This window comes from Rhizobium leguminosarum (assembly GCF_010668065.1).
GTDB lineage: Bacteria > Pseudomonadota > Alphaproteobacteria > Rhizobiales > Rhizobiaceae > Rhizobium > Rhizobium leguminosarum_S.
In genome coordinates this window covers 329,131-353,520 of the sequence record NZ_WUEN01000002.1, presented here as the reverse complement: position 1 = coordinate 353,520, position 24,390 = coordinate 329,131, and the positions used below count along the sequence as shown (strand labels likewise).

At 61.6% G+C, this 24,390-nt stretch carries 26 protein-coding genes; 13 read left to right on the top strand and 13 right to left on the bottom strand.

The genetic code is table 11. The annotated features are described in order from the left end of the window. Positions 1-117: 117 nt before the first annotated feature. The 3 genes from GR198_RS36085 to GR198_RS06230 all read right to left on the bottom strand — a co-directional run bounded on the left by GR198_RS36085 (position 118) and on the right by GR198_RS06230 (position 854). Complete coding sequence (locus GR198_RS36085; RefSeq protein ID WP_018445350.1) at positions 118-252, bottom strand: hypothetical protein; 135 nt, start codon at positions 250-252, stop codon at positions 118-120. Positions 253-287: 35 nt separating this feature from the next. After that, entirely contained in the window at positions 288-443 is a 156-nt protein-coding gene (locus GR198_RS35300) for a hypothetical protein (protein WP_003539654.1), read from the bottom strand. Positions 444-527: 84 nt separating this feature from the next. Then, entirely contained in the window at positions 528-854 is a 327-nt protein-coding gene (locus GR198_RS06230) for a hypothetical protein (RefSeq protein WP_164067951.1), read from the bottom strand. A gap of 405 nt (positions 855-1,259) precedes the next feature. Between GR198_RS06230 and coaD the strand changes: the two genes are divergently transcribed. The 5 genes from coaD (at position 1,260) to tgt (ending at position 5,197) form a co-directional block, all read left to right on the top strand. Further along, a complete protein-coding gene (coaD, locus tag GR198_RS06215; RefSeq protein WP_164067949.1) occupies positions 1,260-1,754 on the top strand; it encodes a pantetheine-phosphate adenylyltransferase in 495 nt (164 codons plus the stop codon). Positions 1,755-1,796: 42 nt separating this feature from the next. Next, positions 1,797-2,369: a peptidylprolyl isomerase gene (locus GR198_RS06210; RefSeq protein ID WP_017988327.1), complete on the top strand. Its 573-nt coding sequence runs from the start codon at positions 1,797-1,799 to the stop codon at positions 2,367-2,369. 29 nt (positions 2,370-2,398) lie between these two features. Beyond that, complete coding sequence (locus GR198_RS06205; protein ID WP_029875181.1) at positions 2,399-2,908, top strand: peptidylprolyl isomerase; 510 nt, start codon at positions 2,399-2,401, stop codon at positions 2,906-2,908. Positions 2,909-2,984: 76 nt separating this feature from the next. After that, entirely contained in the window at positions 2,985-4,070 is a 1,086-nt protein-coding gene (gene queA, locus GR198_RS06200) for a tRNA preQ1(34) S-adenosylmethionine ribosyltransferase-isomerase QueA (protein ID WP_164067947.1), read from the top strand. Continuing rightward, positions 4,067-5,197 (top strand): tRNA guanosine(34) transglycosylase Tgt, encoded by a 1,131-nt coding sequence (gene tgt, locus GR198_RS06195; protein ID WP_164067945.1) that lies wholly within the window; start codon positions 4,067-4,069, stop codon positions 5,195-5,197. Before queA ends, tgt begins: the two co-directional genes overlap by 4 nt. A gap of 31 nt (positions 5,198-5,228) precedes the next feature. On the opposite strand, the gene GR198_RS06190 is transcribed toward tgt, so the two are convergent. The 5 genes from GR198_RS06190 to GR198_RS06170 all read right to left on the bottom strand — a co-directional run bounded on the left by GR198_RS06190 (position 5,229) and on the right by GR198_RS06170 (position 9,863). After that, positions 5,229-5,657: a DUF4864 domain-containing protein gene (locus GR198_RS06190; RefSeq protein WP_029875178.1), complete on the bottom strand. Its 429-nt coding sequence runs from the start codon at positions 5,655-5,657 to the stop codon at positions 5,229-5,231. Between the two features lie 80 nt (positions 5,658-5,737). Further along, on the bottom strand, positions 5,738-7,003 hold the full coding sequence (fabF, locus tag GR198_RS06185) for a beta-ketoacyl-ACP synthase II (RefSeq protein WP_164067943.1): 1,266 nt from the start codon (positions 7,001-7,003) through the stop codon (positions 5,738-5,740). Between the two features lie 13 nt (positions 7,004-7,016). Beyond that, positions 7,017-7,523, bottom strand: coding sequence for a winged helix-turn-helix transcriptional regulator (locus tag GR198_RS06180; RefSeq protein WP_163880478.1), 507 nt, complete (start codon positions 7,521-7,523; stop codon positions 7,017-7,019). 47 nt (positions 7,524-7,570) lie between these two features. Further along, positions 7,571-7,870: a hypothetical protein gene (locus GR198_RS06175; protein ID WP_164067941.1), complete on the bottom strand. Its 300-nt coding sequence runs from the start codon at positions 7,868-7,870 to the stop codon at positions 7,571-7,573. Positions 7,871-8,000: 130 nt separating this feature from the next. Beyond that, the gene (locus tag GR198_RS06170; RefSeq protein ID WP_164067939.1) at positions 8,001-9,863 is read right to left on the bottom strand and encodes a calcium-binding protein; all 1,863 of its coding nucleotides are present in this window, start codon (positions 9,861-9,863) and stop codon (positions 8,001-8,003) included. Positions 9,864-10,122: 259 nt separating this feature from the next. Here GR198_RS06170 and GR198_RS06165 point away from each other — a divergent pair, with 259 nt between their 5' ends. Next, complete coding sequence (locus GR198_RS06165; protein ID WP_164067937.1) at positions 10,123-12,495, top strand: alpha-amylase family glycosyl hydrolase; 2,373 nt, start codon at positions 10,123-10,125, stop codon at positions 12,493-12,495. 14 nt (positions 12,496-12,509) lie between these two features. Here the strand turns inward: GR198_RS06165 and GR198_RS06160 are convergent, their stop codons facing one another. Both GR198_RS06160 and GR198_RS06155 read right to left on the bottom strand, forming a co-directional pair. Then, positions 12,510-12,698, bottom strand: a complete 189-nt coding sequence (locus GR198_RS06160) for a hypothetical protein (RefSeq protein WP_029875172.1) — start codon at positions 12,696-12,698, stop codon at positions 12,510-12,512. Between the two features lie 110 nt (positions 12,699-12,808). Beyond that, entirely contained in the window at positions 12,809-13,111 is a 303-nt protein-coding gene (locus tag GR198_RS06155; protein ID WP_029875171.1) for a hypothetical protein, read from the bottom strand. A gap of 157 nt (positions 13,112-13,268) precedes the next feature. On the opposite strand from GR198_RS06155, the gene GR198_RS06150 reads away from it, so the two are divergent. The 6 genes from GR198_RS06150 (at position 13,269) to GR198_RS06125 (ending at position 19,000) form a co-directional block, all read left to right on the top strand. After that, the gene (locus tag GR198_RS06150; RefSeq protein ID WP_017960454.1) at positions 13,269-13,664 is read left to right on the top strand and encodes a hypothetical protein; all 396 of its coding nucleotides are present in this window, start codon (positions 13,269-13,271) and stop codon (positions 13,662-13,664) included. Between the two features lie 220 nt (positions 13,665-13,884). After that, positions 13,885-14,715, top strand: a complete 831-nt coding sequence (locus GR198_RS06145; protein ID WP_029875169.1) for a metallophosphoesterase family protein — start codon at positions 13,885-13,887, stop codon at positions 14,713-14,715. Continuing rightward, positions 14,712-15,959, top strand: a complete 1,248-nt coding sequence (locus tag GR198_RS06140) for an ABC transporter ATP-binding protein (protein ID WP_164067935.1) — start codon at positions 14,712-14,714, stop codon at positions 15,957-15,959. The genes GR198_RS06145 and GR198_RS06140 overlap by 4 nt, the downstream gene beginning before the upstream one ends. Next, positions 15,952-16,875: a carbohydrate ABC transporter permease gene (locus GR198_RS06135; RefSeq protein WP_164067933.1), complete on the top strand. Its 924-nt coding sequence runs from the start codon at positions 15,952-15,954 to the stop codon at positions 16,873-16,875. The genes GR198_RS06140 and GR198_RS06135 overlap by 8 nt, the downstream gene beginning before the upstream one ends. After that, positions 16,872-17,708 carry a carbohydrate ABC transporter permease gene (locus GR198_RS06130; RefSeq protein WP_164045718.1) on the top strand — a complete coding sequence of 279 codons (837 nt, stop codon included), beginning with the start codon at positions 16,872-16,874 and terminating at the stop codon, positions 17,706-17,708. The genes GR198_RS06135 and GR198_RS06130 overlap by 4 nt, the downstream gene beginning before the upstream one ends. 26 nt (positions 17,709-17,734) lie before the next feature. Further along, positions 17,735-19,000 carry an ABC transporter substrate-binding protein gene (locus tag GR198_RS06125; RefSeq protein WP_164067931.1) on the top strand — a complete coding sequence of 422 codons (1,266 nt, stop codon included), beginning with the start codon at positions 17,735-17,737 and terminating at the stop codon, positions 18,998-19,000. 70 nt (positions 19,001-19,070) lie between these two features. On the opposite strand, the gene GR198_RS06120 is transcribed toward GR198_RS06125, so the two are convergent. Continuing rightward, positions 19,071-20,051, bottom strand: coding sequence for a substrate-binding domain-containing protein (locus GR198_RS06120; RefSeq protein WP_130852922.1), 981 nt, complete (start codon positions 20,049-20,051; stop codon positions 19,071-19,073). Between the two features lie 230 nt (positions 20,052-20,281). Here GR198_RS06120 and GR198_RS06115 point away from each other — a divergent pair, with 230 nt between their 5' ends. Next, on the top strand, positions 20,282-23,200 hold the full coding sequence (locus tag GR198_RS06115; protein ID WP_164068259.1) for a M16 family metallopeptidase: 2,919 nt from the start codon (positions 20,282-20,284) through the stop codon (positions 23,198-23,200). Between the two features lie 14 nt (positions 23,201-23,214). Here the strand turns inward: GR198_RS06115 and GR198_RS06110 are convergent, their stop codons facing one another. Beyond that, the gene (locus GR198_RS06110) at positions 23,215-23,895 is read right to left on the bottom strand and encodes a GNAT family N-acetyltransferase (RefSeq protein ID WP_164067929.1); all 681 of its coding nucleotides are present in this window, start codon (positions 23,893-23,895) and stop codon (positions 23,215-23,217) included. Next, positions 23,892-24,383, bottom strand: coding sequence for a MarR family winged helix-turn-helix transcriptional regulator (locus GR198_RS06105; protein WP_164067927.1), 492 nt, complete (start codon positions 24,381-24,383; stop codon positions 23,892-23,894). The genes GR198_RS06110 and GR198_RS06105 overlap by 4 nt, the downstream gene beginning before the upstream one ends. Positions 24,384-24,390: the final 7 nt, after the last annotated feature.

Sequence of the window (24,390 nt, the reverse complement as noted above, 5' to 3'; positions counted from 1 at the left end):
CGGATGATGGGTGAGGACTGCACAAAGAAAAAGCCGGACGCTGGGTGCATCCGGCTTTGAATGGCCCTGGCGACGGAAGGGTGCCGCTCAAGGGTGGGAAGAGGAGAGAAAGGAACGTCAGAACGCTCTATGTTTTTCGTTCAGAGCCTTCACCTCTTCACCTTCGCGCCGAAGCGCTGAAATCGTTGAGGCCACAGACACGATGAACATGACGCTGATTAGGGCGGTGAGCACTGTCAAGATCGTGAACATGGGCATTCCTTTCCTGGGAGTTGCGTTCTCGCCCCTCAGTACTGGCCCAGCACGGCCGTCCGGGCCGAAGCATAGGGACCATAAACCTTGGACGTATCGACCTTCTGATCATAGAGAGCGACAGTTGCGGTCAGCATGCCCGTGACCATTACCATCCAGAGCACGTTAATCATCGTAATCTTACCGGGCATTTTTATTCCTTCCGCGCCGCTCTATGTATCGGTTGAATGAACGCATCCGTCTGTAAATGGTTCCGCCGGATGTTGATCGGGTGTTTACCAATGCCGATCTGAAGCGACCTTGAATGTCTCGTTCATCTGGCATTCAGATTCGAAGCTCGTTTTTTCGCGCAGCCGGCCCTGGGCGCGCACGATCGCCGCATGCTCGGCAAGCTCCGGCCGCACCCAGCTCATCTCGTATCGATCGGCGAAATAGCCATAGGCCATCTCGGCAACGAGGGAGAAAACGACGGCAAGTGCAACGAGCACGATCAGCATGGACTTGGTCTTTCGGGGAGCGCCGGATGCCGGAATGGCATCGGCTGCTTTGATGATCGGAGTTAAGCAGATCCTGTCTGAAACGGTCTTGAACGGGCCATTCATCCGCCGTTTAACCGCCCGGCGCAGAACGTCCTTTACGCGCCTGAAAAGACGCGCGGCGCGTAGAGCCTTTCCGGGTTAGATTGAAGCATTCTGCCGGAGCAGGTTTTCGTCAGGGCAGTGGCGATTGGCGACGGGCATACCCCTTGGTACGTCCGAGCCGATCGCCACTGCCCTGGCGCAAAGATGCCCGGCCCTTCGGGTTGGCTGAAACGGGCCGGCTGATCGACCGGCCGGCTTGGCCGTAGAACTGGGCTACGACGCGCGCCGGCCGGTCGACCATCCGACTCCGTTTGAGCCAACAGAATGCTTCAATCTAACCCGGAAAGGCTCTAGCCGGAGGTGGGCAAATCACTTGCGAGAAGGCGTCATCCGTGACAAAAGGCGTCAAACCAACGGTCGGGCCACATGACGACAGCTTTCTATCCGGGGTCCTTCGACCCGATCACCAATGGGCATGTGGATGTTCTGGTCCAGGCGCTCAACGTCGCCGAAAAGGTGATCGTCGCGATCGGCATCCATCCCGGCAAGGCGCCGCTCTTTTCCTTCGAAGAGAGGGCTGAGCTGATCCGCCGTTCTCTGGCTGAAGCGCTGCCTGGCAAGACCGGCGACATCACCGTCGTCGCCTTCGACAATCTGGTCGTCGATGCCGCCCGCACTCATGGCGCCACGCTGTTGATCCGCGGTCTTCGCGACGGCACCGATCTCGATTACGAAATGCAGATGGCCGGCATGAACCGGACGATGGCGCCCGATATCCAGGCCATCTTTTTGCCGGCGGGCGCGGCCTCGCGGCCCATTACCGCCACATTGGTCCGCCAGATCGCCGCCATGGGCGGCGATGTCAGCGCTTTCGTGCCGGCCGCCGTCTTGCAAGCCCTCACATCCAAGCGCCCAAACTAGCAGGCGCAAAGACTAGGCGGAACCCGCCGCAATGGAGCTCATATGAAACTCTTTTATCTCGCATTTGCCGGCGTGTTGTATCTCGCCTCCTTCGCGGGGGATGCCTTCGCCCAGTCGGCGGATCATTATCTCACCATCCAGCTGAAGGATGGCCCTGTTGTCATCCAGCTCATGCCTGAGGTGGCGCCGAAGCATGTCGCCCAGATCGAGGCGCTGGCCAAGAAGGGCGAATACGACAACGTCGCCTTCCATCGCGTCATCGATGGCTTCATGGCTCAGACCGGCGACGTCAAATACGGCAACATGGAAAAGGGCTTCGACGCGAGCCTTGCCGGCACCGGCTCCTCGGATATGTCTGACATCCCGGCTGAATTCTCCAAGACTCCGTTCGTGCGCGGCACGGTCGGCATGGCCCGCTCGCAGGATCCGAATTCCGCCAATTCGCAGTTCTTCATCATGTTCGCCGACGGTTCCTTCCTGAACGGCCAGTATACCGTCGTTGGCAAGGTCGTTTCCGGCATGGAGAACGTCGACAAGATCAAGAAGGGTGAAGGCCAGAACGGCGAAGTCAAAAGTCCCGACCGGATGATCAAGGTCACCCTGGGCAAGAAGTAAGTTACGAGAGAAACAAGAGGAGAAGGCAAATGGCCGAGATCAAGGATCCCGAAAACACCGTCATTCTGGAAACCACCAAGGGCAAGGTTGTTATCCAGCTTCTGCCGCAGGTCGCCCCGGAGCATGTCGCCCGCATCAAGGAACTCGCTCGCGAGAAGGCCTATGACGGCGTCGTTTTCCACCGCGTCATCCAGGATTTCATGGCCCAGACGGGCGACGTCGAATTCGGCAAGAAGGGCTCGGAAACCTTCAATCCCAGCCGCGCCGGCATGGGCGGCTCCTCGAAGCCGGATCTGAAGGCCGAATTCTCTGCGACCACGCATACGCGCGGCACCTGCTCGATGGCTCGTTCGCAGAACCCGAACTCGGCCAATTCGCAATTCTTCATCTGCTTCACCGACGCGCCTTGGCTGAACAAGCAGTATTCCGTCTGGGGCCAGGTCATCGAAGGCATGGACAACATCGACAAGATCAAGCGCGGCGAGCCGGTTTCCGATCCGGACTCGATCGTCTCCATGCGGGTTGCCGCCGACGTCTGATTGTGATTTCTGCTGAAACCCGCCCTTGCGTGTCAACCGCGCGGGGGCGGGTTTCGCTTTGCCTGAAAGTGCCCTGATGCGCGTAGACCTTTTCGATTTCGATCTGCCCGACGAACGCATAGCGTTGAGGCCGGCTGAGCCGCGCGACAGCGCGCGTCTGCTCGTGATCGATCCGAATACGGAAAGCCACCTGTCGGACCATCGCGTCGGCGATCTCACGTCCTTCTTGCGGGCTGGCGACGCGCTGGTCTTCAACGACACCAAGGTCATTCCCGCCCAGCTCGAGGGCATCCGCCATCGCGACGGCGCCGGCGGCCAGCAGGTGTCGGCAACGCTGCACATGCGCACCGGCCCCAGCCGCTGGAAGGCCTTCGCCAAGCCGGGTAAGCGTATCAAGCAGGGCGACCGCATCTCCTTCGGCCATTCCGGCGAAAGCTGCTTTCTCGGCTCGCTCGACGCCACCGTCGAGGAAAAGGGCGAGGCCGGCGAGGTGACGCTGCTGTTTGATCTCTCAGGCCCGGCGCTCGACGAGGCGATCGCCGCCGTCGGCCATATCCCGCTGCCGCCCTATATCGCCGCCAAACGTCCCGAGGATGAGCGCGACCGCGCCGATTACCAGACGATCTATGCCCGCGAGGAGGGCGCCGTTGCCGCGCCGACAGCCGGCCTGCACTTCACGCCCGCGCTGTTCGATGCGCTCGACAAGGCCGGCATCGAACGCCATTTCGTCACCCTGCATGTCGGTGCCGGCACTTTCTTGCCGGTGAAGGCCGACGATACCGCCGATCACAAGATGCATCTGGAAAGCGGCTATGTCAGCGCCGAGATCGCCGCCCGGCTGAATGCCGTGCGGGAAAGAGGCGGGCGCATCGTCTGTGTCGGCACGACCTCGTTGCGGCTCATCGAGAGTGCCGCCGAGGAAAGCGGAGAGATCGTGCCCTGGGCCGGAGCTACCGGTATCTTCATCACGCCCGGCTACCGCTTCAAGGCGGTCGACATGCTGATGACCAATTTCCACCTGCCGCGCTCGACGCTGTTCATGCTGGTCTCGGCCTTTGCCGGCTTCGAAACCATGCACGCGGCTTATAAACACGCCATTTCGACGGGCTACCGCTTCTACTCCTATGGCGACGCGAGCCTTCTTTTCCGGAAAGACAGATGACAGACAATTTCCAATTCACCCTTGACAAGACCGATGCCGGCGCACGCCTAGGCCAAATCTCCATGCCGCGCGGCGAGATCCGCACGCCGGCCTTCATGCCTGTTGGTACCGTCGGCACTGTTAAGGCCATGTATCTCGACCAGGTGCGCGAGACCGGCGCCGATATCATCCTCGGCAATACCTATCACCTGATGCTGCGCCCGACCGCCGAGCGCGTCGCCCGTCTCGGCGGCCTGCATAAGCTCATTCGCTGGGAGCACCCGATCCTGACCGATTCCGGCGGCTTCCAGGTGATGTCGCTGTCCGGCCTGCGCAAGCTCAACGAGCAGGGCGTCACCTTCAAGTCGCATGTCGACGGCAGCCTCCACCATATGTCGCCGGAGCGCTCCATCGAAATCCAGGGGCTGCTTGGCTCCGACATCCAGATGCAGCTCGACGAATGCGTGGCATTGCCGGCCGAGCCGAAGGAGATCGAGCGCGCCATGGAAATGTCGCTGCGCTGGGCGGAGCGCTGCAGGGTCGCCTTCGGCGAGCAGCCCGGCAAGGCGATGTTCGGCATCGTTCAGGGAGGCGACATTCCGGCGCTGCGCATCCGTTCAGCCGAGGCGTTGAGCCAGCTCGACCTCAAGGGTTATGCGATCGGCGGCCTTGCCGTCGGCGAGCCGCAGGACGTCATGCTGCAGATGCTGGAAACGACGCTGCCGGTACTTCCTCTGGAAAAGCCGCGTTACCTCATGGGTGTCGGCACGCCTGATGATATCCTGAAATCGGTCGCCCGCGGCATCGACATGTTCGACTGCGTCATGCCGACCCGTTCCGGCCGCCACGGCCTGGCCTTCACCCGCCGCGGCAAGGTCAATATCCGCAATGCCCGCCATGCCGAGGATATGCGCCCCCTCGACAAACAGTCGAACTGCCCGGCCTCGCGTGACTATTCCCGCGCCTACCTGCACCATCTCGTCCGCGCCAACGAAGCGCTCGGCGGCATGCTGCTCTCCTGGCACAATCTCGCTTATTACCAGGAGCTGATGCAGGGCATCCGCAAGGCGATCGCCGAAGGCCGCTTCGCCGATTTCATGGCGGAAACGCAGGAGGAATGGGCGAGGGGCGATCTCGAACCCGTTTGATCCAATCAGACGAAGTTTGATCAGATCGGGATCAAATGCCCTTGCTGTCCGCATCGGGCATGATCTGCACGCCGTTGATCCCGTAGCTGCCGTCCGGCTGCCGCGTGATCTGGTAGATCGCCGTCCAGTCCTTGCCGTCGCGGCCTGAAATCAGCACCTCGTGATAGATCAGCGCGCCGTTGTCGATCGAGCGGCTGCGCCCGAAGGCGTAATTGCCGGGGTGATAGACCGGCTCGTAGCTCTTCTTCACCATGGCGAAGAACAGGTTCTTGTCGGGATACAGTGCCCGGATGCCGGGAGCGGCGAAGGAATAGGCGGTCTCGGCATCGTCCTTGAGAAAGGCGTTGATCTGGTCCTCGATCATCGTCCGCGTCGTGTCGATTGGATCTTCGGCGCGGGCCGAGACAGGAGAGAGGGCGGACGCGGCACACAGGATGAGAACTGCGAAGAAGGCGCGCATGGGGGATCTCCGGCTCTATCGGGGAACGACCTCCGATAGAGTAGAAGTGTAGGCGATTTCTAGCGCAAGGAAAGCGGACTTTACGACCAGCGGCGGAACAGGGCACTGGCATTCACACCGCCGAAGCCGAAACCGTTGGTGATCGCATAGTCCATCACGACTGGCCGCGCCGTCTTGCCGACGATATCGATGCCGTCGGCGGCTGGATCGACCTCATCGAGGTTGCGGGTCGGCGGTGCAATCTGGTCGCGCAGCGCAAGGATGGTGAAGATCGCCTCCAGCCCGCCGGCGGCGCCAAGCAGGTGGCCGGTCGCCGATTTCGTCGCGCTGACGGCAATACCGCCATTGCGGCCGAAGACCGTGCCGATCGCCGCGATCTCGCCTCTGTCACCGACCGGTGTCGAGGTCGCATGCGCGTTGAGATGCCTGACCTCCGAAGCCGGGATCTTCGCCTGCCTGAGTGCTGCCTCCATCGCCCGGCGGGCGCCGTTGCCATCTTCGGGGCCTGATGTCATGTGGTAGGCGTCCGCAGCCGTGCCATAGCCGACGAGTTCGGCGAGCGGCGTGGCGCCGCGGGCAAGCGCATGCTCCAGCGTCTCGATCACCAGGATGCCTGCGCCTTCACCCATGACGAAACCGTCGCGCGCCGTGTCGAAGGGGCGAGACGCCAGCTCCGGCGTCTCGTTGAAACCGGTAGAAAGCGCACGTGCGGCGGCAAAGCCTCCGAGGCTCACCTTATCGATACAGGCCTCGGCACCGCCGCAGATCGCCACATCCGCTTCACCGGAGCGGATCAGCCGTGCCGCATCGCCGATTGCCTGGACGCTGGCCGCACAGGCCGTCACCGGAGCACCCAGCGGCCCCTTGAAGCCGTAGCGAATGCTGACCTGACCGGCGGCAAGGTTGACGAGGAAAGAGGGCACGGTGAAAGGCGACAGCCGCCGAACGCCGCGCGTTTCGCCGATCCGCACCGCTTCGGCGATCGCCGGGAAGCCGCCGACGCCCGACGCGATGATCGTTGCCGTGCGCTCGCGCTCGCCTTCGTCGGTGGGCATCCAGCCGGCCTGCCTCACCGCTTCCTCCGTCGCCGCCATGGCGAAGTGAATGAAGCGGTCCATCTTTTTCTGGTCCTTCGGCGTGATGTAACGGTCGGGATCGAAACCTGCCTCGGCATCTTCCGCGATACCGGGAACGATACCGCCGACCTTGGCCGAGAGTTCGCCGACGATATCCTCCGCCAGCACCCTCAGCCCTGAACCGCCATCGAGAAGACGCTTCCAGGTGGGCTCGACGCCGGTGCCGAGTGGCGAGACAAGTCCCATGCCGGTGACAACGATGCGGTCCATTCTTTTGTCCTTTCTATGCGTCGATGCCGAGATACCAGGCGCGCATGCGGGCGATCCGCTCGTGCACCTCGTCATCGGCGGCTGGACCTGCAAGCAGGCTGGTGTTTTCAGGTGTCACTTCTTCGCCGGTCCGCGCATCGACCAGCATCGTCTGGCGCTCTTTGCCGGAAGCGGTATCGCCCAAGAGAAAGGCGAGGTCCTCTTCCGGGATGTGCCGGCTTCCCCAGGAAAACAGCGTCATCAGAACAGGAAAGAAGTCACGGCCCTTGTCCGTCAGCCGATATTCGTAGCGGGCAGGGCGCTGATGGTAGAGACGCCGTTCGAACAGCCCCTTTTCCGTCAGATGTTTCAGCCGCCGCGTCAGGATGTTCGGCGCCACGCCAAGGCTTTTCTGGAATTCGTCAAAGCGCGAAAGCCCCTGAAAGGCATCGCGCAGGATCAGCATGCTCCACCAGTCGCCGACGCTGTCGAGCGCGCGCGCCGCCGGGCATTTGAAATCGCTGAAGCTCGTTCGCTGCATGGCTGATGTCACTACATCAGTGACTATTATCATGCAAGTTAGTTATATCAAACGTCACCCTCGAAAATCCGGGCGAGCAGGATGCCGGTCACGAGCATGCCGGCTGCCACGAAGATCGTATCACCCGGCGTGCCGATATAGAGCGGCCCGACATTGGCAAAGAGCAGGAAGGCGATGAGGAAGTTCGCCCAGCCCCAGACGACATTCGCCGTCGGCGAGCCGAGCTTTGCGCCTTGCGCGAAGGGAATGCGGAAGCGCCGGCCGCTGACCCCGGCGACGAAATGCGGGACGCCGTTGGTCAGAAATGCCGCGGCGATGAAATGGACGATATAGGCGATCCAGGGCAAAGGCTTCTCCGTTGCGGCACGAGTGGCGTCAACGCAGAATGTGGCCGGGATTTAGGCTCCGGCAAGAGGGGGGGATGCGACCGCCCGTGAGGCTGCAGGCCGGCCCCCGCAAGGAGACGAGCCGACCAGGTCAGACAAGCAGGAGATCTTTGAAGTGAAGTGCAGCGGAATTGTCGAGATCGGTGACATGGATTGCCCCGCCCGCTGCGCTTCCATCCGCATCATAGGATAAAATGCCGCTCTTCTGATCGTAGATCAGCTTGTCATCAGCCTCGAGCGCTTTTGTTCCCAGAACGAAATTCTCGGCCGAAAAGCTCGATGGCTTGAGCCCGGTGAAGACAGCATCGTCGAACACCAGCTTATCGCCTGCGGCTGAAGAGAAATCCACGATCTTGTCGACGCTGGTATTGCTGGGCCTCACATCGAAGACGAAGGAATCGGCTCCGCCTCCGCCGGTGAGAACGTCAGCACCGGTTTTGCCGATCAGTTTGTCATTGCCAAGCCCGCCGATCAATCGGTCGTTCCCTTTCCCGCCGTTGAGGGAATTGTTTCCGTCGTTGCCAGTCAGAATGTTGGCCGTATTGTTGCCTGTCGCGCTGAGATTGGCCGTCCCGGTCAAAGTGAGGTTTTCGATCATTCCGACCGCATGCTTCTGATCGGCCAGGCTGAAGGAGATAGAAGCCTTGACGGTGTCCGTACCGCCGCCCCGGCTTTCGTCGACGATTTGCGCGGGGCTGCTCACGGTGAATATGTCGTTGCCCGTACCGCCATATATATGGCCGGTCGCCGGTGGTGGCGGCGTGCTGCCGCGTTCGATGTCGATGATCAGCGGGTGGTCGACGACATCGAGCGTCAGGGATGAGACGTTGCTGAGGCTTTTGATCGCCGTCGTTCCGGTCACGGGGTCGAAGACCTTCACGGAGCCGAACGAGGCGCCGAGATTGACCTTGACGGCTGTTGTCGCAGCCTGAATGGCCGTGTCGGAGGCCTGGTTCCAGATATCGGGCTCATTCCAGAGGATGATCTGGTAGCTCCCATCCGATTTTTCCGTGAGCAAGCTACGGGCCGAGGACGGCATGCCGTCGATCGAATAATTGAGGGTCCCCGTGCTGAAACTCGCCTTCGCGGCGCCGTCGTCCGCAAGGATTTCGGTGAGGTTATGGATCGCCGTCGCAGCCGGCTTGGCCGAATAGTCGAGATGAAAAAGGCCGAAATGCTTTTCCTGATTTGTGCCCTGAGGATCGGAATAGGCGTCCAGCAGTTCGTAGATGAATGTCTGTTTCGATCCGAGGGCCGCGCCATCCATCAGCGTATTGAGCAGGAACTTTGCCTGCGTCGCTTCATTGACGCCTTCCCAGCCGCCATTGGTGTCGGCGGTGAGCGAGGTGTGGTAGCCGGTCTCGGTGATCGCCAGCGGCTTGCCCGGATCGGCAGCGCGCTGAACGCCGGATTCTCGGGAAAGCCACGAGAATGGTTGGTCGCCATCCTTCGCATAGGTGTGGATCGTCGTGTAGTCGGAGGCCGACGCGACCGTATATCCGGTAAAGCCGAGGACTGGGATATTCTTCAGCAAGGGATCGGCGTTGACCGCGGCAGACAGGTCCTTCTGATAGGCGACCGCTGCGGCCTGGCCGCTCAGGCCATGATAGCTGACCGGCCAGTTGTTGACTTCGTTCGGACCTTCGATGCCGACGACCGATCCGGGATGGGCCTGCACGAACGCATGCAGCCGCTGGGCGACGGTGGCGGGGTCGACTTCCCGCTGGGCGCTGAAGACGAATTGCACGCCGGCCTCGGCGGCATCGCCGAGATGCGTTTGGCCGTTGGGGTCGGAAGCGGAGTTGGGGGCATGATCGCGGACGGTATCAAGGCCAAGATAGTCGAGAGCCTTAACAACTTCTCCGACATTGGAATATTTTCCGTCGGTGTAGTCGATATGCGTATCAATTCCAAAGGAACGAATAATATCGTTTATTCTAACGGCTTGAGCCAAAATTTTTTCTCCCAGTTCATGAGGGAATTGGCGATGGGAATTTATCCCCATTTCTGATGCCGATTCGATTTAATACAGGAGGAGGGCTACGCAGTGCTGCCCGTTAACCATGATATATTGTCCTGAATGTGGCCCGTTCCGGATCGCATTGAATGCCGAATCTATGCTTGCATTTTTGCATTCAGCCGGCCGATCATGCCCGAGTGAGACGGCCGCATGAGCGGGGTCCCGCGAAATCCGACACGGCTTGGAGGATCCGATGACCGTCAATGTTCAATTCCGGTTTCGCAGCGGTTTGCCATTAATGGCGTTCGACAATGTCCGTCTCCGCGGCAGTTGGGACGAGCAAGGCCGACCCTCGAACGATTGGACGTCTCATCCGATGCAGCGCTCTCGTGACGAGGATGGCTATGATGTTTTTGTCATCAGCGTGCCCTTTCCCGATGGCGAGATCGGTATGCATTTTCGCTGGGGGATCGAACTTGATCGGCCGGGCATTCCAGACCTCTGGGCGATCGCCACCGAATTGGACGACGAGGCCTCCTCGCGTCGCGAACGCTCCTTCGATCTTCAGCAGGGGATCGGGCCGCAGACCTATTATCTGACATGGATCGGCCGTCTGGGAGCGAACCGGGTTGAGAGGCGCAACAGTGTCGACGGCATTCGCTTTTCGGTCTGGGCGCCGAACGCCAGGGCGGTTTCGCTCGTGCTCGCCGATCCTGCCATCGGCTACATCGCTGATGACGGCACCGGAGCAGTCGCAACCATCGGGATGCGAAGGACCGTTGATGGATTCTGGAGCGTTGAAACCGGCGAGGACCACGGCCTTTCCGATTTCGACAGCATGGTCGGCACACCCTATATGTACCGCATCACCAGGGATGATGGATCGCTCGCCTACCGCACGGATATCTGGTCGCTCATGCAGATCGGCGCCGGAGACTTCGATCCGGATGGAGCCGCCTACCACGGATCGCCGGCGGCATTGGACGGACCGCAGAGCTGCTCGGTGGTCTGCGATCCGACGCGGGTCGTGCTTCCATCCGGGCAGGAGGTTGCCGCCGAGACGTTCTGGGCTGACGAATTCGTTGGCGGCCAAACGCTTCCGGAGCGGCTCGAGGATCTGGTGATCTATGAACTGCACGTCGGCGCGCTCGGTTTCGGTAAGGCCGCGCCCGGCACGCTTGATGATGCCATCGCCTTCGTCGAGCATCTCTCGGCGCTCGGCGTCAACGCCGTGGAACTGCTGCCGATTGCGGAATTCGAGACGCGGGCCAACTGGGGTTACGGCACGTCGCATTTCTTTGCCGCCGATCAGGGGGCTGGCGGTACCGATCGGCTGAAGATGTTCGTCAAGGTCTGCCACCAGCGCGGCATCGCCGTCATCCTTGATGTTTGTTACAATCACTTCGATCCGGATGGCGAACGGGCGCAATGGGCCTATGATTCCAGCGATCACACCCGCAATATCTATTATTGGTATGAGGGACGCCCCGGCGATTACGCCGATCCGACAGGCGGCTACATCGACAATATCTCTACGGGATGGGCGCCGCGCTTCCATGAGGAAGCCGTGCGCCAGCTTTTCATCTCCAGCGCGGCATTTATCGTCTCCATCTGCCATATCGATGGTTTCCGCCTCGATCAGACAAGTTCGATCCATCAATATCCGGTGCTGCATGCTGATGGCCGGCGCGCCGATCGGGCGGCTGCATCAGGCGCCAAGTTTCTGAAACAGTGGACCCGCACGATGCGGCTGATCAAGCCGCAGCTTTTCCTGACGGCTGAAGACTATTCTGACTGGTCGGCGATGACGGAGCCAAGCCTGACCGGCGACGGGCTCGGCTTTGATGCGACCTGGTACGGCGATTTTCATCACAACCTCGTCGAATATCATGGCGGCGCGCAGGCGCAGTTGTTGAAGAATGCCGGTTTCGGGGACAAGCGGGCGCTGACCATGTCGTCTCTTGCCGGCGCGCTGCAGACGAGCGCGCGATCCAAGGTCGTCTACAACCAGTCGCATGACGATTGCGGCAATCGTGAAGGATCGGCGCGAACTGCCGTTATCGCCGTCAATTTCGCGCCTGTTGTCGGTGAGACCAGGGCGTGGGCGGAGGCGAGATCCCGGTTTGCGGCGGCGATGACGCTGCTATCACCAGGTACACCGATGTTTTTCATGGGCGAGGAAATCGGCGCCCAGAAGCCCTATCGCTACAATGATTTCCTGGAGAACCGGGAGAATATTCTCGGCGAAGCTGATGGTAGCGGGGCAGGGATGCTCAGCTGTTATCGCGATCTTATCGCGCTCAGCGTCCATCAGGAGGCCATTCGATCCCGCAACATCGCCATTCCTCTGGTTCACGACGAAAATCGGGTGATCGCGTTTCATCGATGGAACGACGGCGAGGATTTCCTCGTCGTGGGGTCGCTGAACGACGCTCCCTTCGAACACGGCTATCGGCTGCACAGCGAGCGTCTGGGGGATGATCTCTGGGAGGAGATCTTCAATACCGATGCTCACATATATGGCGGCTGGAACGTCGGTAACGGCGGCGGAAGAATTAGGGCAACGGCGGGAGTGCTGGATGCCGTGCTGCCCGCATCAGGCGTTCTGGTCTTTCGCAAGCTGTGACGCATGCGGAACGGTCAGACAAACCCGAGCGGCAGATTTTCCACTTTCCTGTCATTGCCGTAGTCGCGCTCATGCGGCGAGCGACGGCGGCCGTCGCGGCGAGCGGAAAGATCGATCCGGTTTTCGGCGAAAATCCCATCGGGCCAGGTGCCGGTGTCATGGCAATCGGCGTCGATCTTGGGTGCAAGGATTTTCAGGATCATCGGGGTTCCTCCACGGCGAAGCATCAACATTTGGAAAGGTCGTCTGGCTCTGTTTATAAACCCGGAATTATTAATAAATTAACCATAAGGCTTAAGAGCCGGGGTGACATTTAGTGGACGATTGATGGCGAGGACATCGACGCCAGCATCCCCTCGGTGGCCCGGATCAGCCGCGCCGTGCGCGCCATCACCTCGGCTCCGGCCTCCGTCTCTGCAATCGCGGTTGCCATACTGTCCAGTCCGTCGGCCACCTGGATCAGCTTCGGCAGCATATCTGCACGTCCGATCGCCTCGGTCGATCTGGCGAGCTTGCGCAGCGCCTCCGAATAGCTCGATATCAAAGCGAGTTTCTGGTCTGCGGGAATAGTGGAGAACGAACGTTTCTCGGAAGGCGACAGCGGCAATTTCGGCATGGATGCGACCTATTGAACTGCCAATGAACTCGCATAGCCGCTTTTTGTTCCGAGCTTGCCCATTGTCCCAGGGGCGTGTCGCCTTGCGTTGAAATGGCGTTGCGGTGGAACTCCGGACTTGGATGGCCGTTGAGGTGCATGAACATAGGAGGTTTCCATGCAGCTGATCGATACTCGGGTGACACAGGCCGGCGACATCTTCACTGTCGAATTCCTGGGCGAAGGAGGAGAATCGATTTCCGTCAAAATCGACAACTCCCATGGCGAGCTCGACGATACGACGGCGGTCGACCACGCCAAGGTCATGATGGTTCAGCTGACAGCCTTTGCCGGCGGGGAAGCAGACGGCAGCATCAACCGCTACGATGCCTTGAGCAACGGCAATTTCGACGAAGGCAGCAAGGGTTTGATCGGCCAGCCGAGCGCGCGTTCGGCCGGCGACAGGCAAACGCTGGAAGAGGAACTCGATGAAGGCCTCGAGGACAGCTTTCCTGCAAGCGACCCTGTCTCGGCAACGGTATCGTCCATTCCCGCAAACGCGCCACGGCACTGATTGCAACGCAATGTTGCAAGCGCCCGCGTGTTCTTGATTCCAAACACAGGCCAAGGCTGTCCCGTTTCCGGCGGGCGGCCTTGGCCTGCATGACAGATTGATGTCAAAACTGAGAAACAGCTGAAAACTCCAGCTGTGTGATTGACATGGGAGCCTTCTAGAGAGGGCACGAGAAGGGAGCGCCCGTGAGGCGCTGCCGACGTCTCGGAGACGCGCGCCCATGAAAATCATTCAGATCACCGACACCCATTTCAGCCCCGGCAAGCCGCATTTCAACGGCAACTGGGCGCCGCTTCTGAGCTGGATCGAAGAGACCGGCGCCGACCTGATCGTCCATACCGGCGATCTCACCGTCGACGGCGCCGACAAGGACGCGGATATCACCTTCTCGATGGACCTGATGCGCCAGGTGTCGATCCCGATGCTGATCGTCCCCGGCAATCACGATGTCGGCCACCTGAAGGGATCGGACCAGCCCGTCAATGCCGAGAGGCTGTCCCGCTGGCGCAGCCTTGCCGGCGACGACCGCTGGCTGGAGGATGCGGCCGGCTGGCGCTTCATCGGATTGAACTCGCTGCTTCTCGGTCATGAGGATGACGAGGAGGAGGCGCAGTTCGAATGGCTCCACCAGGTGCTGTCCGATAGGGCCGGGCGGCGCGTGGCGCTCTTCGCGCACAAGCCGCTGTTCGTCGATGCCCCCGACGAAGGCGATACCGGATATTGGAGCGTTCGCCCGGCTCAGCGCCGGCGGCTCTATGATCTGATCGCGGCTCATGACGTGGCGCTGTTTGCAAGCGGCCATCTCCATTGGGCCTGGCAGGGGCGCTTCGACAATACCCAACTGACATGGGGTCCGTCGGCCGCCTTCATCATCGACAAGATGGAGCGCGAGATGCCGGGCGAGCGCCTGATCGGCGCGGTCGTCCACGAGTTCGATACTGGTGTCGAAAGCACGATCGTCGCCGTTCCCGGCATGACTGCGCATGTGCTCGACGATGTCGTGCACGAAGTCTACCCCCAGGCGGTCAAGCAGCGGGAACCCGTCGAATGAGCGCGCTCTCGCTTCGCGGCATCACCAAGGCGTTCGGCGGCAACCAGATCCTCAGTGGCGTCAGCCTGGATGTCGCCGCCGGTGAATTCATCGCGCTGGTCGGCCCTTCCGGCTGCGGCAAGAGCACGCTGTTGCGCGTCCTTGCCGGCCTCGACCATGCCGACCAAGGCGAGATCCTGATCGGCGGGCTGGATATGTCCGGCGTTGCCGCCGCCGACCGCAACATCGCCATGGTCTTTCAGTCCTACGCGCTTTATCCGCACCTGACGGCCTCTGAGAATATCGCCGTGCCTTTGGCGATGCGCCGGCTGTCGAGAATGCAGCGACTGCCCTTCATCGGGTCGTTGATGCCGGGCCAGCGCGCCACCCGCAGGGCGATCGCCCGCGACGTCAGGGATATGGCGACGTCGCTGAAGATCGATCACCTGCTCGACCGCAAGCCCGGCCAGATGTCGGGCGGCCAGCGTCAGCGCGTGGCGCTGGCCCGCGCCATGGTGCGCCAGCCGAGCATCTTCCTGATGGACGAACCGCTCTCCAATCTCGATGCCAATCTGCGCGTCCACGCCCGCGGCGAGATCGTCGACCTGCATCGCCGCGCCGGTGTGCCGACGCTCTATGTCACCCACGACCAGGCGGAAGCGCTTTCCATGGCCGACCGTGTCGCCGTGATGATGGGCGGAAAGTTGCTGCAGATCGCCAGCCCCGAGGTTATCTACGACGATCCCGCCCATATCGAGGTCGCCCGCTTCATCGGCCAGCCGCGCATCAATCTGCTGCCGGCCTTTGCCGAAGCCGGCGTCATTCTCTGCGGCGGCCTGCGCCTGACGCTTGAGAATGCGCCCGGCGGGAAGATGCCGGTCACGCTCGCCATTCGCCCGGAATTCGTCTTTGTCTCCAAGAGCCGGCATGACGGCCTTGCCGCCCGGATCGAACGCGTCGAATTCCTGGGCTCCGAAGTCATCCTCCATTGCCGGCTCAAGGCGATCGGCGAAACTATCGTCGCCAAGGTTCAACCGGCCGAAGCCTCCGGCCTTGTTGCCGGCGATCCGGTCGGGCTGCGGCTTTCGCCCGGCCGCACGCTGATCTTTGCAGAGGACGGCAGCCGGCTGGCCGGCGGCGTTGCAACGGGTGATGCCGGGCTCGGCGCTGCCGATGCCGGGCTCGCTACAAGCGATGCCGGGCTCGTAATAAGCGATGCCGGGCTCGTAATAAGCGATGCCCAGCAGGAGAGGGCGCATGGCTAGCATCGTCTCCATGGCCGTGCCGCAGGATGCCGCCGTTGCGCATCGGCGCAGCGAGGCCCGCATCGCCTGGATGCTGGTGATGCCGGCAATGATCCTGCTGTTTCTCTTCGTGCTTTTGCCGGTTGCATCAGTCATCGTGCTCGGCTTCACCGATTTCGAACTCGGCTACGGCAAGTTCCGTTTCGTCGGCTTCGAGAATTACGCACATCTGGTCACCGACCGCACGTTTCGCAAGTCGCTGTGGAATACGACGGTCTATACCGCGATCGTCGCACCCATCTCGATCTTTCTCGGCCTCGGCATCGCCATGCTGATCGAGAGCGAGACGAAGGCGCGCAGCTTCTTCCGCACTGCCTATTTCCTCCCGGTCGCTTCGCTGATCGTCGCCATGGCGACCGTCTGGCAATATATGTTCCACCCCACAATCGGCCCGCTCAACGCGCTGCTCGCCCTCGTCGGGCTTCCCGGCCCGAACTGGCTCGGCAGCTCCGGCACGGTGCTTTACAGCCTCTCGATCATCGGTGTCTGGCAATCGGCCGGATTCAACATGGTGCTGTTCCTGGCCGGGCTGACGGCAATCCCGCGCGAGCTTTATGCGGCCGCCGAGGTGGACGGCGCCAAATCCTCCCTCGACCGTTTCCTGCTCGTCACCTGGCCGATGCTCGGTCCGACGACGCTCTTCGTCATCACCATCAGCATCACCAATTCAGTCAAGGTCTTCGAGACAGTGAAGACGCTCACCGAGGGCGGCCCGAACAAGGCGTCGGAGGTGCTGCTCTTCACGATCTACCAGGAGGGCTTCGTCTACCTGCGCGTCGGTTATGCCTCGGCAATGACGGTGGTCTTTCTGCTGATCCTCGTGGTGCTGATGTTCCTGCAGTATCGCGTTCTCGATCGCCGGGTGCATTACACATGATGACGAATACTTTTTCCCTCGGCAGGATCATCCGCCTGACGCTGCTTTCGCTCGGCGCGATCATCTTCCTGTCGCCCTACGTCTTCATGATCTCGACGGCAGGCAAGGCCCAAAGCGACATCTTCACCTCATCGCTGTCGCTGATCCCGGCGCACTTCACCTATGCCGAGAACTTCGCCAAAGCCTTGAGCCGGGTACCGATGGCGCAGCTGTTGTGGAACGGCGTCGTCGTCTGCGGGCTAATCTTCTTCTTCCAGGTGCTGGTGGCAATCCCCTGCGCCTACGCCATGGCAAAGCTGCGCTTCGGCGCCGCCCGCGCCATGATGGTGCTTGTCATGCTCGGCCTGCTAGTGCCGATCCATGCGACCGCGCTGCCGCTCTATGTCGCTTTCGACCGCGCCTCGCTGCTCAACAGCTATGCCGCCCTGGTCGCGCCCTTCACCATTTCGGTCTTCGCGATCTTCATGTTCCTGCAGTTCTTCCGCGCCATGCCTGATGACCTCATCCATGCCGCGCGTCTCGATGGCATGTCGGAACTCGGTATCGTCGCCCGCGTCATCGTCCCGAATGCCTGGCCGGCAGTCACCGCCTTCGCCATCTTCTCTGTCGTCGCCCATTGGAACGATCTCTACTGGCCGCTGATCGTCATCAGCAAGCAGGACTATGCCACGCCGCCGCTTGGCCTGATGTATTTCCGCGCCGCCGAGGCCGGCGACGACTACGGCGCGCTGATGGCGGCGACTCTCATCATTACCCTTCCCCTCGTCATCGCCTTCCTGCTTGCGCAGAAGCGCTTCGTCGAGGGCATCACCATGACCGGTCTCAAAGGCTGACCGGTTTCAACCCAGGAGAACGAGCGATGAAACATATCACCCAGCTTCTCGCCGCAGCGGCCGTATCGATGGCAATCGCGCTTCCCGCGCATGCCGAGACGACGCTGACGGTTCACTACCCGATGCCGGGCTTCTTCAAGGACGTGATGGACACGATCTCGAAGAAGTTCATGGAAGAAAACCCCGATATCAAGATCCAGTTCGCCAGCCCGTCGGCGACCTATGAAGAAGGCATCCAGACGATCCTTCGCCAGGTCGGCACCAGCGAAATGCCCGATATCACCTTCATCGGCCTCAACCGCCTGCGCATGCTCGACGAACGCGACGTCGCCGTCGACCTCGGTCCGCTCGTCCAGAAGGACGGCAACATGGCCGAGCAGGGCTTTTCCGACACGATCCTCAAGCTTGCCCAGGTCAAGGGCAAGCAGGTGGGGCTGGCTTTTGCGACCTCCAACCCGATCATGTATTACAACGCCGATCTCGTGAAGGCGGCCGGCGGCGATCCTGAAAATCCGCCGAAGACCTGGGATGAGGTCATCGCGCTCGGCGGCAAGATCAAGGCGCTCGGCAATGGTGTCGACGGCATCGATTACCGCTGGCAGGGCGACGACTGGATGTTTTCGGCACTGCTCTTCGGCGCCGGCGGCAAGATGCTGAGCGACGACGAAAGCAAGGTTGCCTTCAACGGCCCGGAAGGTCAGAAGGCCGTCGAGGTCCTGCATCGCCTGGTGACCGAAGGCGGCATGCCTGTGTTCACCAAGGCCGCTGGCGAACAGGCTTTTGCAGCCGGCAAGGTCGGTTTCGAGTTCCAGACCACAGGCGCGCTGCGCAACACGATCAAGAATGTCGGCAACAAGTTCGATCTGCGCACCGCCAAGACCCCGTTGATCGACCCGGTCAACGGCCGCCTGCCGACCGGCGGCAACGCCGTCGTTATCCTGACGCATGACGCCGCCAAGCAGGGTGCCGCCTGGAAGTTCGCCAAATTTGCCGCCGGCCCTTATGGCGCTTCCGTCGTCGTGCCCGGCACCGGTTATGTCCCGAACAACGAGCTCGCCGCGAAGTCGGCCGATTATCTCGGCGATTTCTACAAGCAGAACCCGCTGTTCCAGGCAGGCCTCAGCCAGATGCCGGTCATGATCCCCTGGTATGCCTTCCCAGGCTCGAACGGCGTCAAGGTCACGCAGACGATCGTCGACAATCTCTCGCGCATCGTCGACCAGTCGGCCGAGCCGAAGGAAGCGCTCGATGACGCAGCCGCCGATGTCGAGGGCATGCTGCCGCGCAGCTGATCGGTTTCCCGATCGGGAACAGGGCAGGGCCGCCACACCGAGCGCGTGGCGGCCTTCTTTGTTTCAAGCGTCAGATGGCGCGCACGGTGCCGCCGCGGCGAAGCGTATAGGCGACATCGAGATGACGGGCAGGGGCGGCATTCTCCGCCATGTCGAGAAGCAGCGAGGCGGCCGTCGCCCCCATGCTGGCATCCGGCATTTCGATGGTCGTCAGCGGTGGATCGATCAGCCGGCCGATGGCGATGCCGTCGAAGCCGGCGACCGAAACATCCCCAGGCACCGACAGCCCCTCGCGCTTCAGCGCGCCGATGACGCCGAGCGCCAGGAGATCGTTGGAGGCGATGATCGCCGTCGGCGCAAGCGAAGTCATCGCGACGCCAAGATCGAGCTGGTCATAGCCGCTGACGAACGGGATCTGCACGGCATCGAGGGGTGTCAGCCCGTTCTCGGCCATGGCGTCGAGATAACCGCGGTAGCGAAGGCGGGCGCGGTCGGAGGCGGCAAAATTGCCGGAGAGAAACAGAATGCGGCGATGGCCCATGCCGATCAGGAATGTCGTGATCTCGCGGCCGGCGCCGCGATTGTCGGCGGTGACGGCCGCCGGAAACTGCGCCGTCGGCAGGTTGTTGAGCAGCACGGTCGGCGGGAGCTTCGCAAGCAGCGCCTTGCTGGTCGAGGGGTCACAGACGGTGAGGATCAGTCCGGTCGGTCGGTCGTTCAAAAGTGCTGCGACGGCATCGGCCTCGCGCGCCGGATCGTAATTCGACTGGGCGATCAAGACGCCATGGCCGGCCACCAGCATGCGGTTCTGGATGCTCGACAGCGACGAGGCAAAGACCGGATTGGTGATGCTCGGGATCAGCACGCCGACCACGGGCCTGCGTCCGAGCCGGCCGGCGGACGAGCCGGCCGGGCGATAGCCGAGTTCGGCGGCCGCACGGCGCACCTTGCGCACCATCAGGTCGCTGGCCGGTCCGTTGCGGTTTAGAACCCTGCTTGCGGTCGCCAGCGAGCATCCTGCCCGGAACGCGACCTGCTCCAATGTCGCCATCGAAAACGCCTCCTGGTGACAGCATCGAGGCGCAATCCCTTAGGCGGGTTCGATGACAATTGTCTGACAGCCAGAGCATGATGCCGAAAAGTGTGAGAGGTTTTCGGACGACATCATGCTCTAACTCTTTAATTGAGAACAGGATTCGGATTTCAGGCCGACCGGGTCTAAAATCATCCTGTTCTCAGGCAGAGTTATCTACTTCTTATTCATTACAAACATGGAAGTTGATGGGAAATGCAACCTGTGGAATAGTCAGGTTGGCGCCATCTACCCTCTTCATTCTCATCACCTGGACAAGAATGTCTCACAAAAAAATGGAATGCTCCACGGTGTGGTGGTTTCTCGCGACGGTCTCCCTCGTTGCAAACTTCACGTCGCCAGCCTATGCGGACAGCCCGTCCGTGCCTTGGCCGCAAACGCAAAGCGACATCCAGGCCGACCCCCATGTGCGTTTCGGCATGCTCGCCAACGGCATGCGATTTGCGATCATGCGTAATGTCACGCCGCCCGGACAGGCAGCGATCCGCTTTCGCATCGGCTCCGGTTCGCTCGACGAAAACGACAACCAGCAGGGTCTGGCGCATGTTCTCGAGCACATGGCCTTCAAGGGTTCGACACATGTCGCCGAAGGGGAGATGATCCGTATCTTGCAGCGCAAGGGCCTGGCCTTCGGGCCGGACACCAACGCCCATACCTCTTATGACGAGACTGTCTACGCACTCGATCTGCCCGAGGTCGATGCAGACACGGTTTCGACAGGCCTGATGCTGATGCGAGAAACGGCGAGCGAGCTGACCCTCGACGCCGGCGCCTTCGATCGCGAACGCGGCGTCATCCTGTCGGAAGAGCGGCTGCGCGACACGCCGCAATATCGCGCAGCGCTCGAAATCATGAATTCGTTGCTCGCCGGCAAGCGCGCGACCCTGCGGACGCCGATCGGTAAAGCCGACACCATCAGCAATGCGCCTGTGGCCCTCGTCCGTGATTATTACCGGGCCAATTACCGACCCGATCGGGCAACGCTGATGGTGGTGGGCGATATCGACCCCGCCGCCATGGAAACGGAAATCCGGCAGCGCTTCGACGACTGGAAGGCCGTGGATCCGACGCCGGCAAAACCGGATCTCGGCAGGCTGGTGACGAAAGGCGAAAGCGCCGACCTCATCGTTGTTCCCGGCGGCATGACGAGCGTACAGGTCGCCTGGACGCGTCTCTATGACGCCGCGCCTGACACTTTCGCCAAGCGCCGCGCCGAGCTTGTTGAAAATCTCGGTCTCATGGTGCTCAATCGCCGGGTGAGCACCATCGCCGGCAAGGCGGATGCCCCATTCATCAGTGCGGGCGTCGGCTCTCAGGATCTCGTCGATTCCGCTCACGTCGTCCTGATTGCGGCGAACTCCGAGCCGGACAAATGGCAGGCGGCGCTCACAGCCATTGACCAGGAACAGCGTCGCATCCAGGAGTTCGGCGCTACGCAGGCGGAGATCGATCGCGAAATCCTCGACTATCGCTCGGCCCTGCAGGCCGCGGCGGCCGGAGCCGCGACGCGCACGACCACAGACGTCGCTTCCATGCTGGTGAGCAGCGTCGATGACGATCAAGTCTTCACCTCGCCTAGCGAAGACCTCTCGCTGTTCGAGGCGATGACGAACGGCGTCACGGCGGCCGAGGTCAATCAGGCGCTGCAGCGTGCCTTCTCCGGCAACGGTCCGCAGGTCGTGCTACAGACGGCCCAATCACCTGAGGGCGGAGCCAACGCGGTTCGGCAAGTCTACGATGCGTCAAATGCCGTTGCCGTCTCGGCACTATCCAGTGCAGCTGACGTCGCCTGGCCCTACGCCCATTTCGGCGCGCCGGGCGCTGTGGTCGAACGCCGCGCCGTCGACGATCTCGGCTTGACCATGGTGCGCTTTTCCAACGGCGTGCGGCTTACCGTCAAGCCAACCAAGCTGCGTGCCAACGAAGTGCTGGTGCGTGAAGATATCGGCGGCGGTCGGCTGGCCCTGCCGCACGAGCGTTCCGCCCCGATCTGGGCATCTCCGGCCGTCGTGCTGTCCGGCGTGAAGGCCATGGATTACCAGGATATCCAGAAAGCGCTGACCGCCAACATCGTCAGCATCGATTTCTCGGTAAGCGACAGCTCCTTCAGGTTCGATGGTCGTACAAGGACTGAAGATCTTGCGACGCAACTGCAGCTCATGACCGCATACACCTCCGATCCCGCTTACCGTCCCGAGGCGTTCAAGCGTGTGCAGCAAGCCTATTTGAGCGGTCTCGATCAGTATGAGGCGACGCCCGGCGGCATTGTCAGCCGCGATTTCCCAGGTCTCGTGCATTCGGGCGACGCTCGCTGGACCTTCCCCGATCGCGCGCAGTTGTCGGCCGCTCGTCCAGAGGATTTCGAGGCGCTGTTCCAACCTATGATCTCCAACGGCCCAATCGATATCACTATCGTCGGTGACGTGACGGTGGACGACGCGATCCGGTTGACAGCTGAAACCTTTGGCGCCTTGCCGCCGCGCCCGGAGATGACGTCGAGCGACGATCGCAACGACGTGCGTTTTCCGGCGACGAACGAGAAGCCCGTTGTAGAGGCCCATAAGGGCAGGGCGGATAACGCCGCCGCCGCGGTAGGGGCTCCGATTGGCGATTTGCTTTCCGACCTGCCGCGGTCCTTCACCGCCAATCTCGCCACCCAGATTTTCCAAAACAGGCTGGTCGATCAGTTTCGCATCGCAGAAGGAGCAAGCTATGTGCTGGAGGGCGATGCTGACCTGTCAAGTGAAGTCCCTGGCTACGGCTACGCATATTTCTACGTCGAGACAGACCCGGCAAAGGTCGCGCGCTTCTACGCACTCGTCGACGAGATCGCCAAGGATCTCAGGTCGCATGATGTCTCCCCGGACGAACTCACGCGCGCCCGGGAACCCATCATTGAGACACTGAAGCATCAGCAGCAGGGTAACGAATATTGGATTGAATATCTGCGCGGCGCTCAGACGGATTCGCGTGGCTTAGACAGGATACGCGACAATCTCAGCGGCTACGACAAGGTCGCCGCCGCAGATATCCGCGCGTTTGCCACGACCTATTTCAGCCCGGAAAAATTCTGGAAATTCGAAGTGCTTCCGCCGGCGGTGCGATAGGTCGTGGGCACTGTTCAGGAACGGCGTTTGACCACGCGCATGTTCATCTCCGCGCGAAGCGCAAAGCCGTGTGTCTTGTAGAGCGAAATGGCCGATGTGTTCGCCGCATAGGCGTGCAGATAGGCGGTGTCGCCGCTCGATGCGATTTCGCCGGCAACGAAGCGGAAGAGCAGCGTGCCGAGGCCGCGCCCTTGGAAATCGGGATGCGTGCAAAGCCCGCTGAGCTCGTTGAAGCCTGTCTGCCGCATCCGTTGCCCGGCCATCGCCACCAGGCGGCCTTCGTTCTTGATCCCCCAGAAGCTGCCGAGGCTCTGGGCTCGCAACGTGAACGGGCCGGGTTTGGTCAATGTCGCCAAATCAAGCATGTCGGCGGCATCGGACCCCGTCAGCGGCTGGATGCGAGGATCGGAAATCCGCTCGTGAGGCCGCTCGGCAATCATCTGGACCACCGATGCCGTCGTTGCGACGGCAAGACCCGGTGGAATGGCGATCGGCCCGGATTCGACGAGAATCATGCTCTCCGCCTGCGAAGGCAGGTTCTCCAGGGCGTCGAGGCTCTCCGGCGTGTCGTCGGCGGACGCCGCGAAAGGGACGATGGAGACTGGGTATCGCCGCGCGCACTTGCCGCCTTCGGCAAGACCGGCATGGGCGGTCTCCAGCGCGCTCCAGATCGGTCGGTCGAGGATATGGGTCATGAGTTCTCCTCCTTGGCGGCGTTGCGACGGGCAAGCGGCACCGCTGCAAGCCCGTCCTCGATGGCTGCCAGCTGTTCGAGGATCGGTCCGTCGAGATGGCCGCAGAGATCCGCAACGGCGGCGGCGATGCGCGGCCAGATCACCTTTTTCGAATGATCGACGAGGTCCTGTCCCTTGTCGGTCAGCGAGACCAGTCTGCGACGCTGATCATCCGGGGCCGGCTGCATGTCGACGTAACCGAGTTCGAGAAGCTGGCCGATGGTGCGGGTTGCGCCGGGCTGGGTGATGCCCACCGCCTGGGCGAGCTCGCCGATCGTCAGCGGCCCAGACCGATCGATCGCTGCAAGGAATGGATATTGGCCCGCCTGAATGCTGAGGCCGGCCTCGTCGATGACCTGCTGCGTATCGGCCTGCAGCCTTTCTCCGATGCGCCGCAGCCGGCTGCCCATGCAGAGAAACCCGAGCGTTCGGACCACATCCTCGACCATGCCGATC

What these genes read in the sequence shown, in the direction of transcription:
- GR198_RS36085 (WP_018445350.1), bottom strand. Translation starts at nt 252, where the DNA reads ATGTTCACGATCTTGACAGTGCTCACCGCCCTAATCAGCGTCATGTTC.
- GR198_RS35300 (WP_003539654.1), bottom strand. Translation starts at nt 443, where the DNA reads ATGCCCGGTAAGATTACGATGATTAACGTGCTCTGGATGGTAATGGTC.
- GR198_RS06230 (WP_164067951.1), bottom strand. Translation starts at nt 854, where the DNA reads ATGAATGGCCCGTTCAAGACCGTTTCAGACAGGATCTGCTTAACTCCG.
- coaD (WP_164067949.1), top strand. Translation starts at nt 1,260, where the DNA reads ATGACGACAGCTTTCTATCCGGGGTCCTTCGACCCGATCACCAATGGG.
- GR198_RS06210 (WP_017988327.1), top strand. Translation starts at nt 1,797, where the DNA reads ATGAAACTCTTTTATCTCGCATTTGCCGGCGTGTTGTATCTCGCCTCC.
- GR198_RS06205 (WP_029875181.1), top strand. Translation starts at nt 2,399, where the DNA reads ATGGCCGAGATCAAGGATCCCGAAAACACCGTCATTCTGGAAACCACC.
- queA (WP_164067947.1), top strand. Translation starts at nt 2,985, where the DNA reads ATGCGCGTAGACCTTTTCGATTTCGATCTGCCCGACGAACGCATAGCG.
- tgt (WP_164067945.1), top strand. Translation starts at nt 4,067, where the DNA reads ATGACAGACAATTTCCAATTCACCCTTGACAAGACCGATGCCGGCGCA.
- GR198_RS06190 (WP_029875178.1), bottom strand. Translation starts at nt 5,657, where the DNA reads ATGCGCGCCTTCTTCGCAGTTCTCATCCTGTGTGCCGCGTCCGCCCTC.
- fabF (WP_164067943.1), bottom strand. Translation starts at nt 7,003, where the DNA reads ATGGACCGCATCGTTGTCACCGGCATGGGACTTGTCTCGCCACTCGGC.
- GR198_RS06180 (WP_163880478.1), bottom strand. Translation starts at nt 7,523, where the DNA reads ATGCAGCGAACGAGCTTCAGCGATTTCAAATGCCCGGCGGCGCGCGCG.
- GR198_RS06165 (WP_164067937.1), top strand. Translation starts at nt 10,123, where the DNA reads ATGACCGTCAATGTTCAATTCCGGTTTCGCAGCGGTTTGCCATTAATG.
- GR198_RS06160 (WP_029875172.1), bottom strand. Translation starts at nt 12,698, where the DNA reads ATGATCCTGAAAATCCTTGCACCCAAGATCGACGCCGATTGCCATGAC.
- GR198_RS06155 (WP_029875171.1), bottom strand. Translation starts at nt 13,111, where the DNA reads ATGCCGAAATTGCCGCTGTCGCCTTCCGAGAAACGTTCGTTCTCCACT.
- GR198_RS06150 (WP_017960454.1), top strand. Translation starts at nt 13,269, where the DNA reads ATGCAGCTGATCGATACTCGGGTGACACAGGCCGGCGACATCTTCACT.
- GR198_RS06145 (WP_029875169.1), top strand. Translation starts at nt 13,885, where the DNA reads ATGAAAATCATTCAGATCACCGACACCCATTTCAGCCCCGGCAAGCCG.
- GR198_RS06140 (WP_164067935.1), top strand. Translation starts at nt 14,712, where the DNA reads ATGAGCGCGCTCTCGCTTCGCGGCATCACCAAGGCGTTCGGCGGCAAC.
- GR198_RS06135 (WP_164067933.1), top strand. Translation starts at nt 15,952, where the DNA reads ATGGCTAGCATCGTCTCCATGGCCGTGCCGCAGGATGCCGCCGTTGCG.
- GR198_RS06130 (WP_164045718.1), top strand. Translation starts at nt 16,872, where the DNA reads ATGATGACGAATACTTTTTCCCTCGGCAGGATCATCCGCCTGACGCTG.
- GR198_RS06125 (WP_164067931.1), top strand. Translation starts at nt 17,735, where the DNA reads ATGAAACATATCACCCAGCTTCTCGCCGCAGCGGCCGTATCGATGGCA.
- GR198_RS06120 (WP_130852922.1), bottom strand. Translation starts at nt 20,051, where the DNA reads ATGGCGACATTGGAGCAGGTCGCGTTCCGGGCAGGATGCTCGCTGGCG.
- GR198_RS06115 (WP_164068259.1), top strand. Translation starts at nt 20,282, where the DNA reads ATGGGAAATGCAACCTGTGGAATAGTCAGGTTGGCGCCATCTACCCTC.
- GR198_RS06110 (WP_164067929.1), bottom strand. Translation starts at nt 23,895, where the DNA reads ATGACCCATATCCTCGACCGACCGATCTGGAGCGCGCTGGAGACCGCC.
- GR198_RS06105 (WP_164067927.1), bottom strand. Translation starts at nt 24,383, where the DNA reads ATGGTCGAGGATGTGGTCCGAACGCTCGGGTTTCTCTGCATGGGCAGC.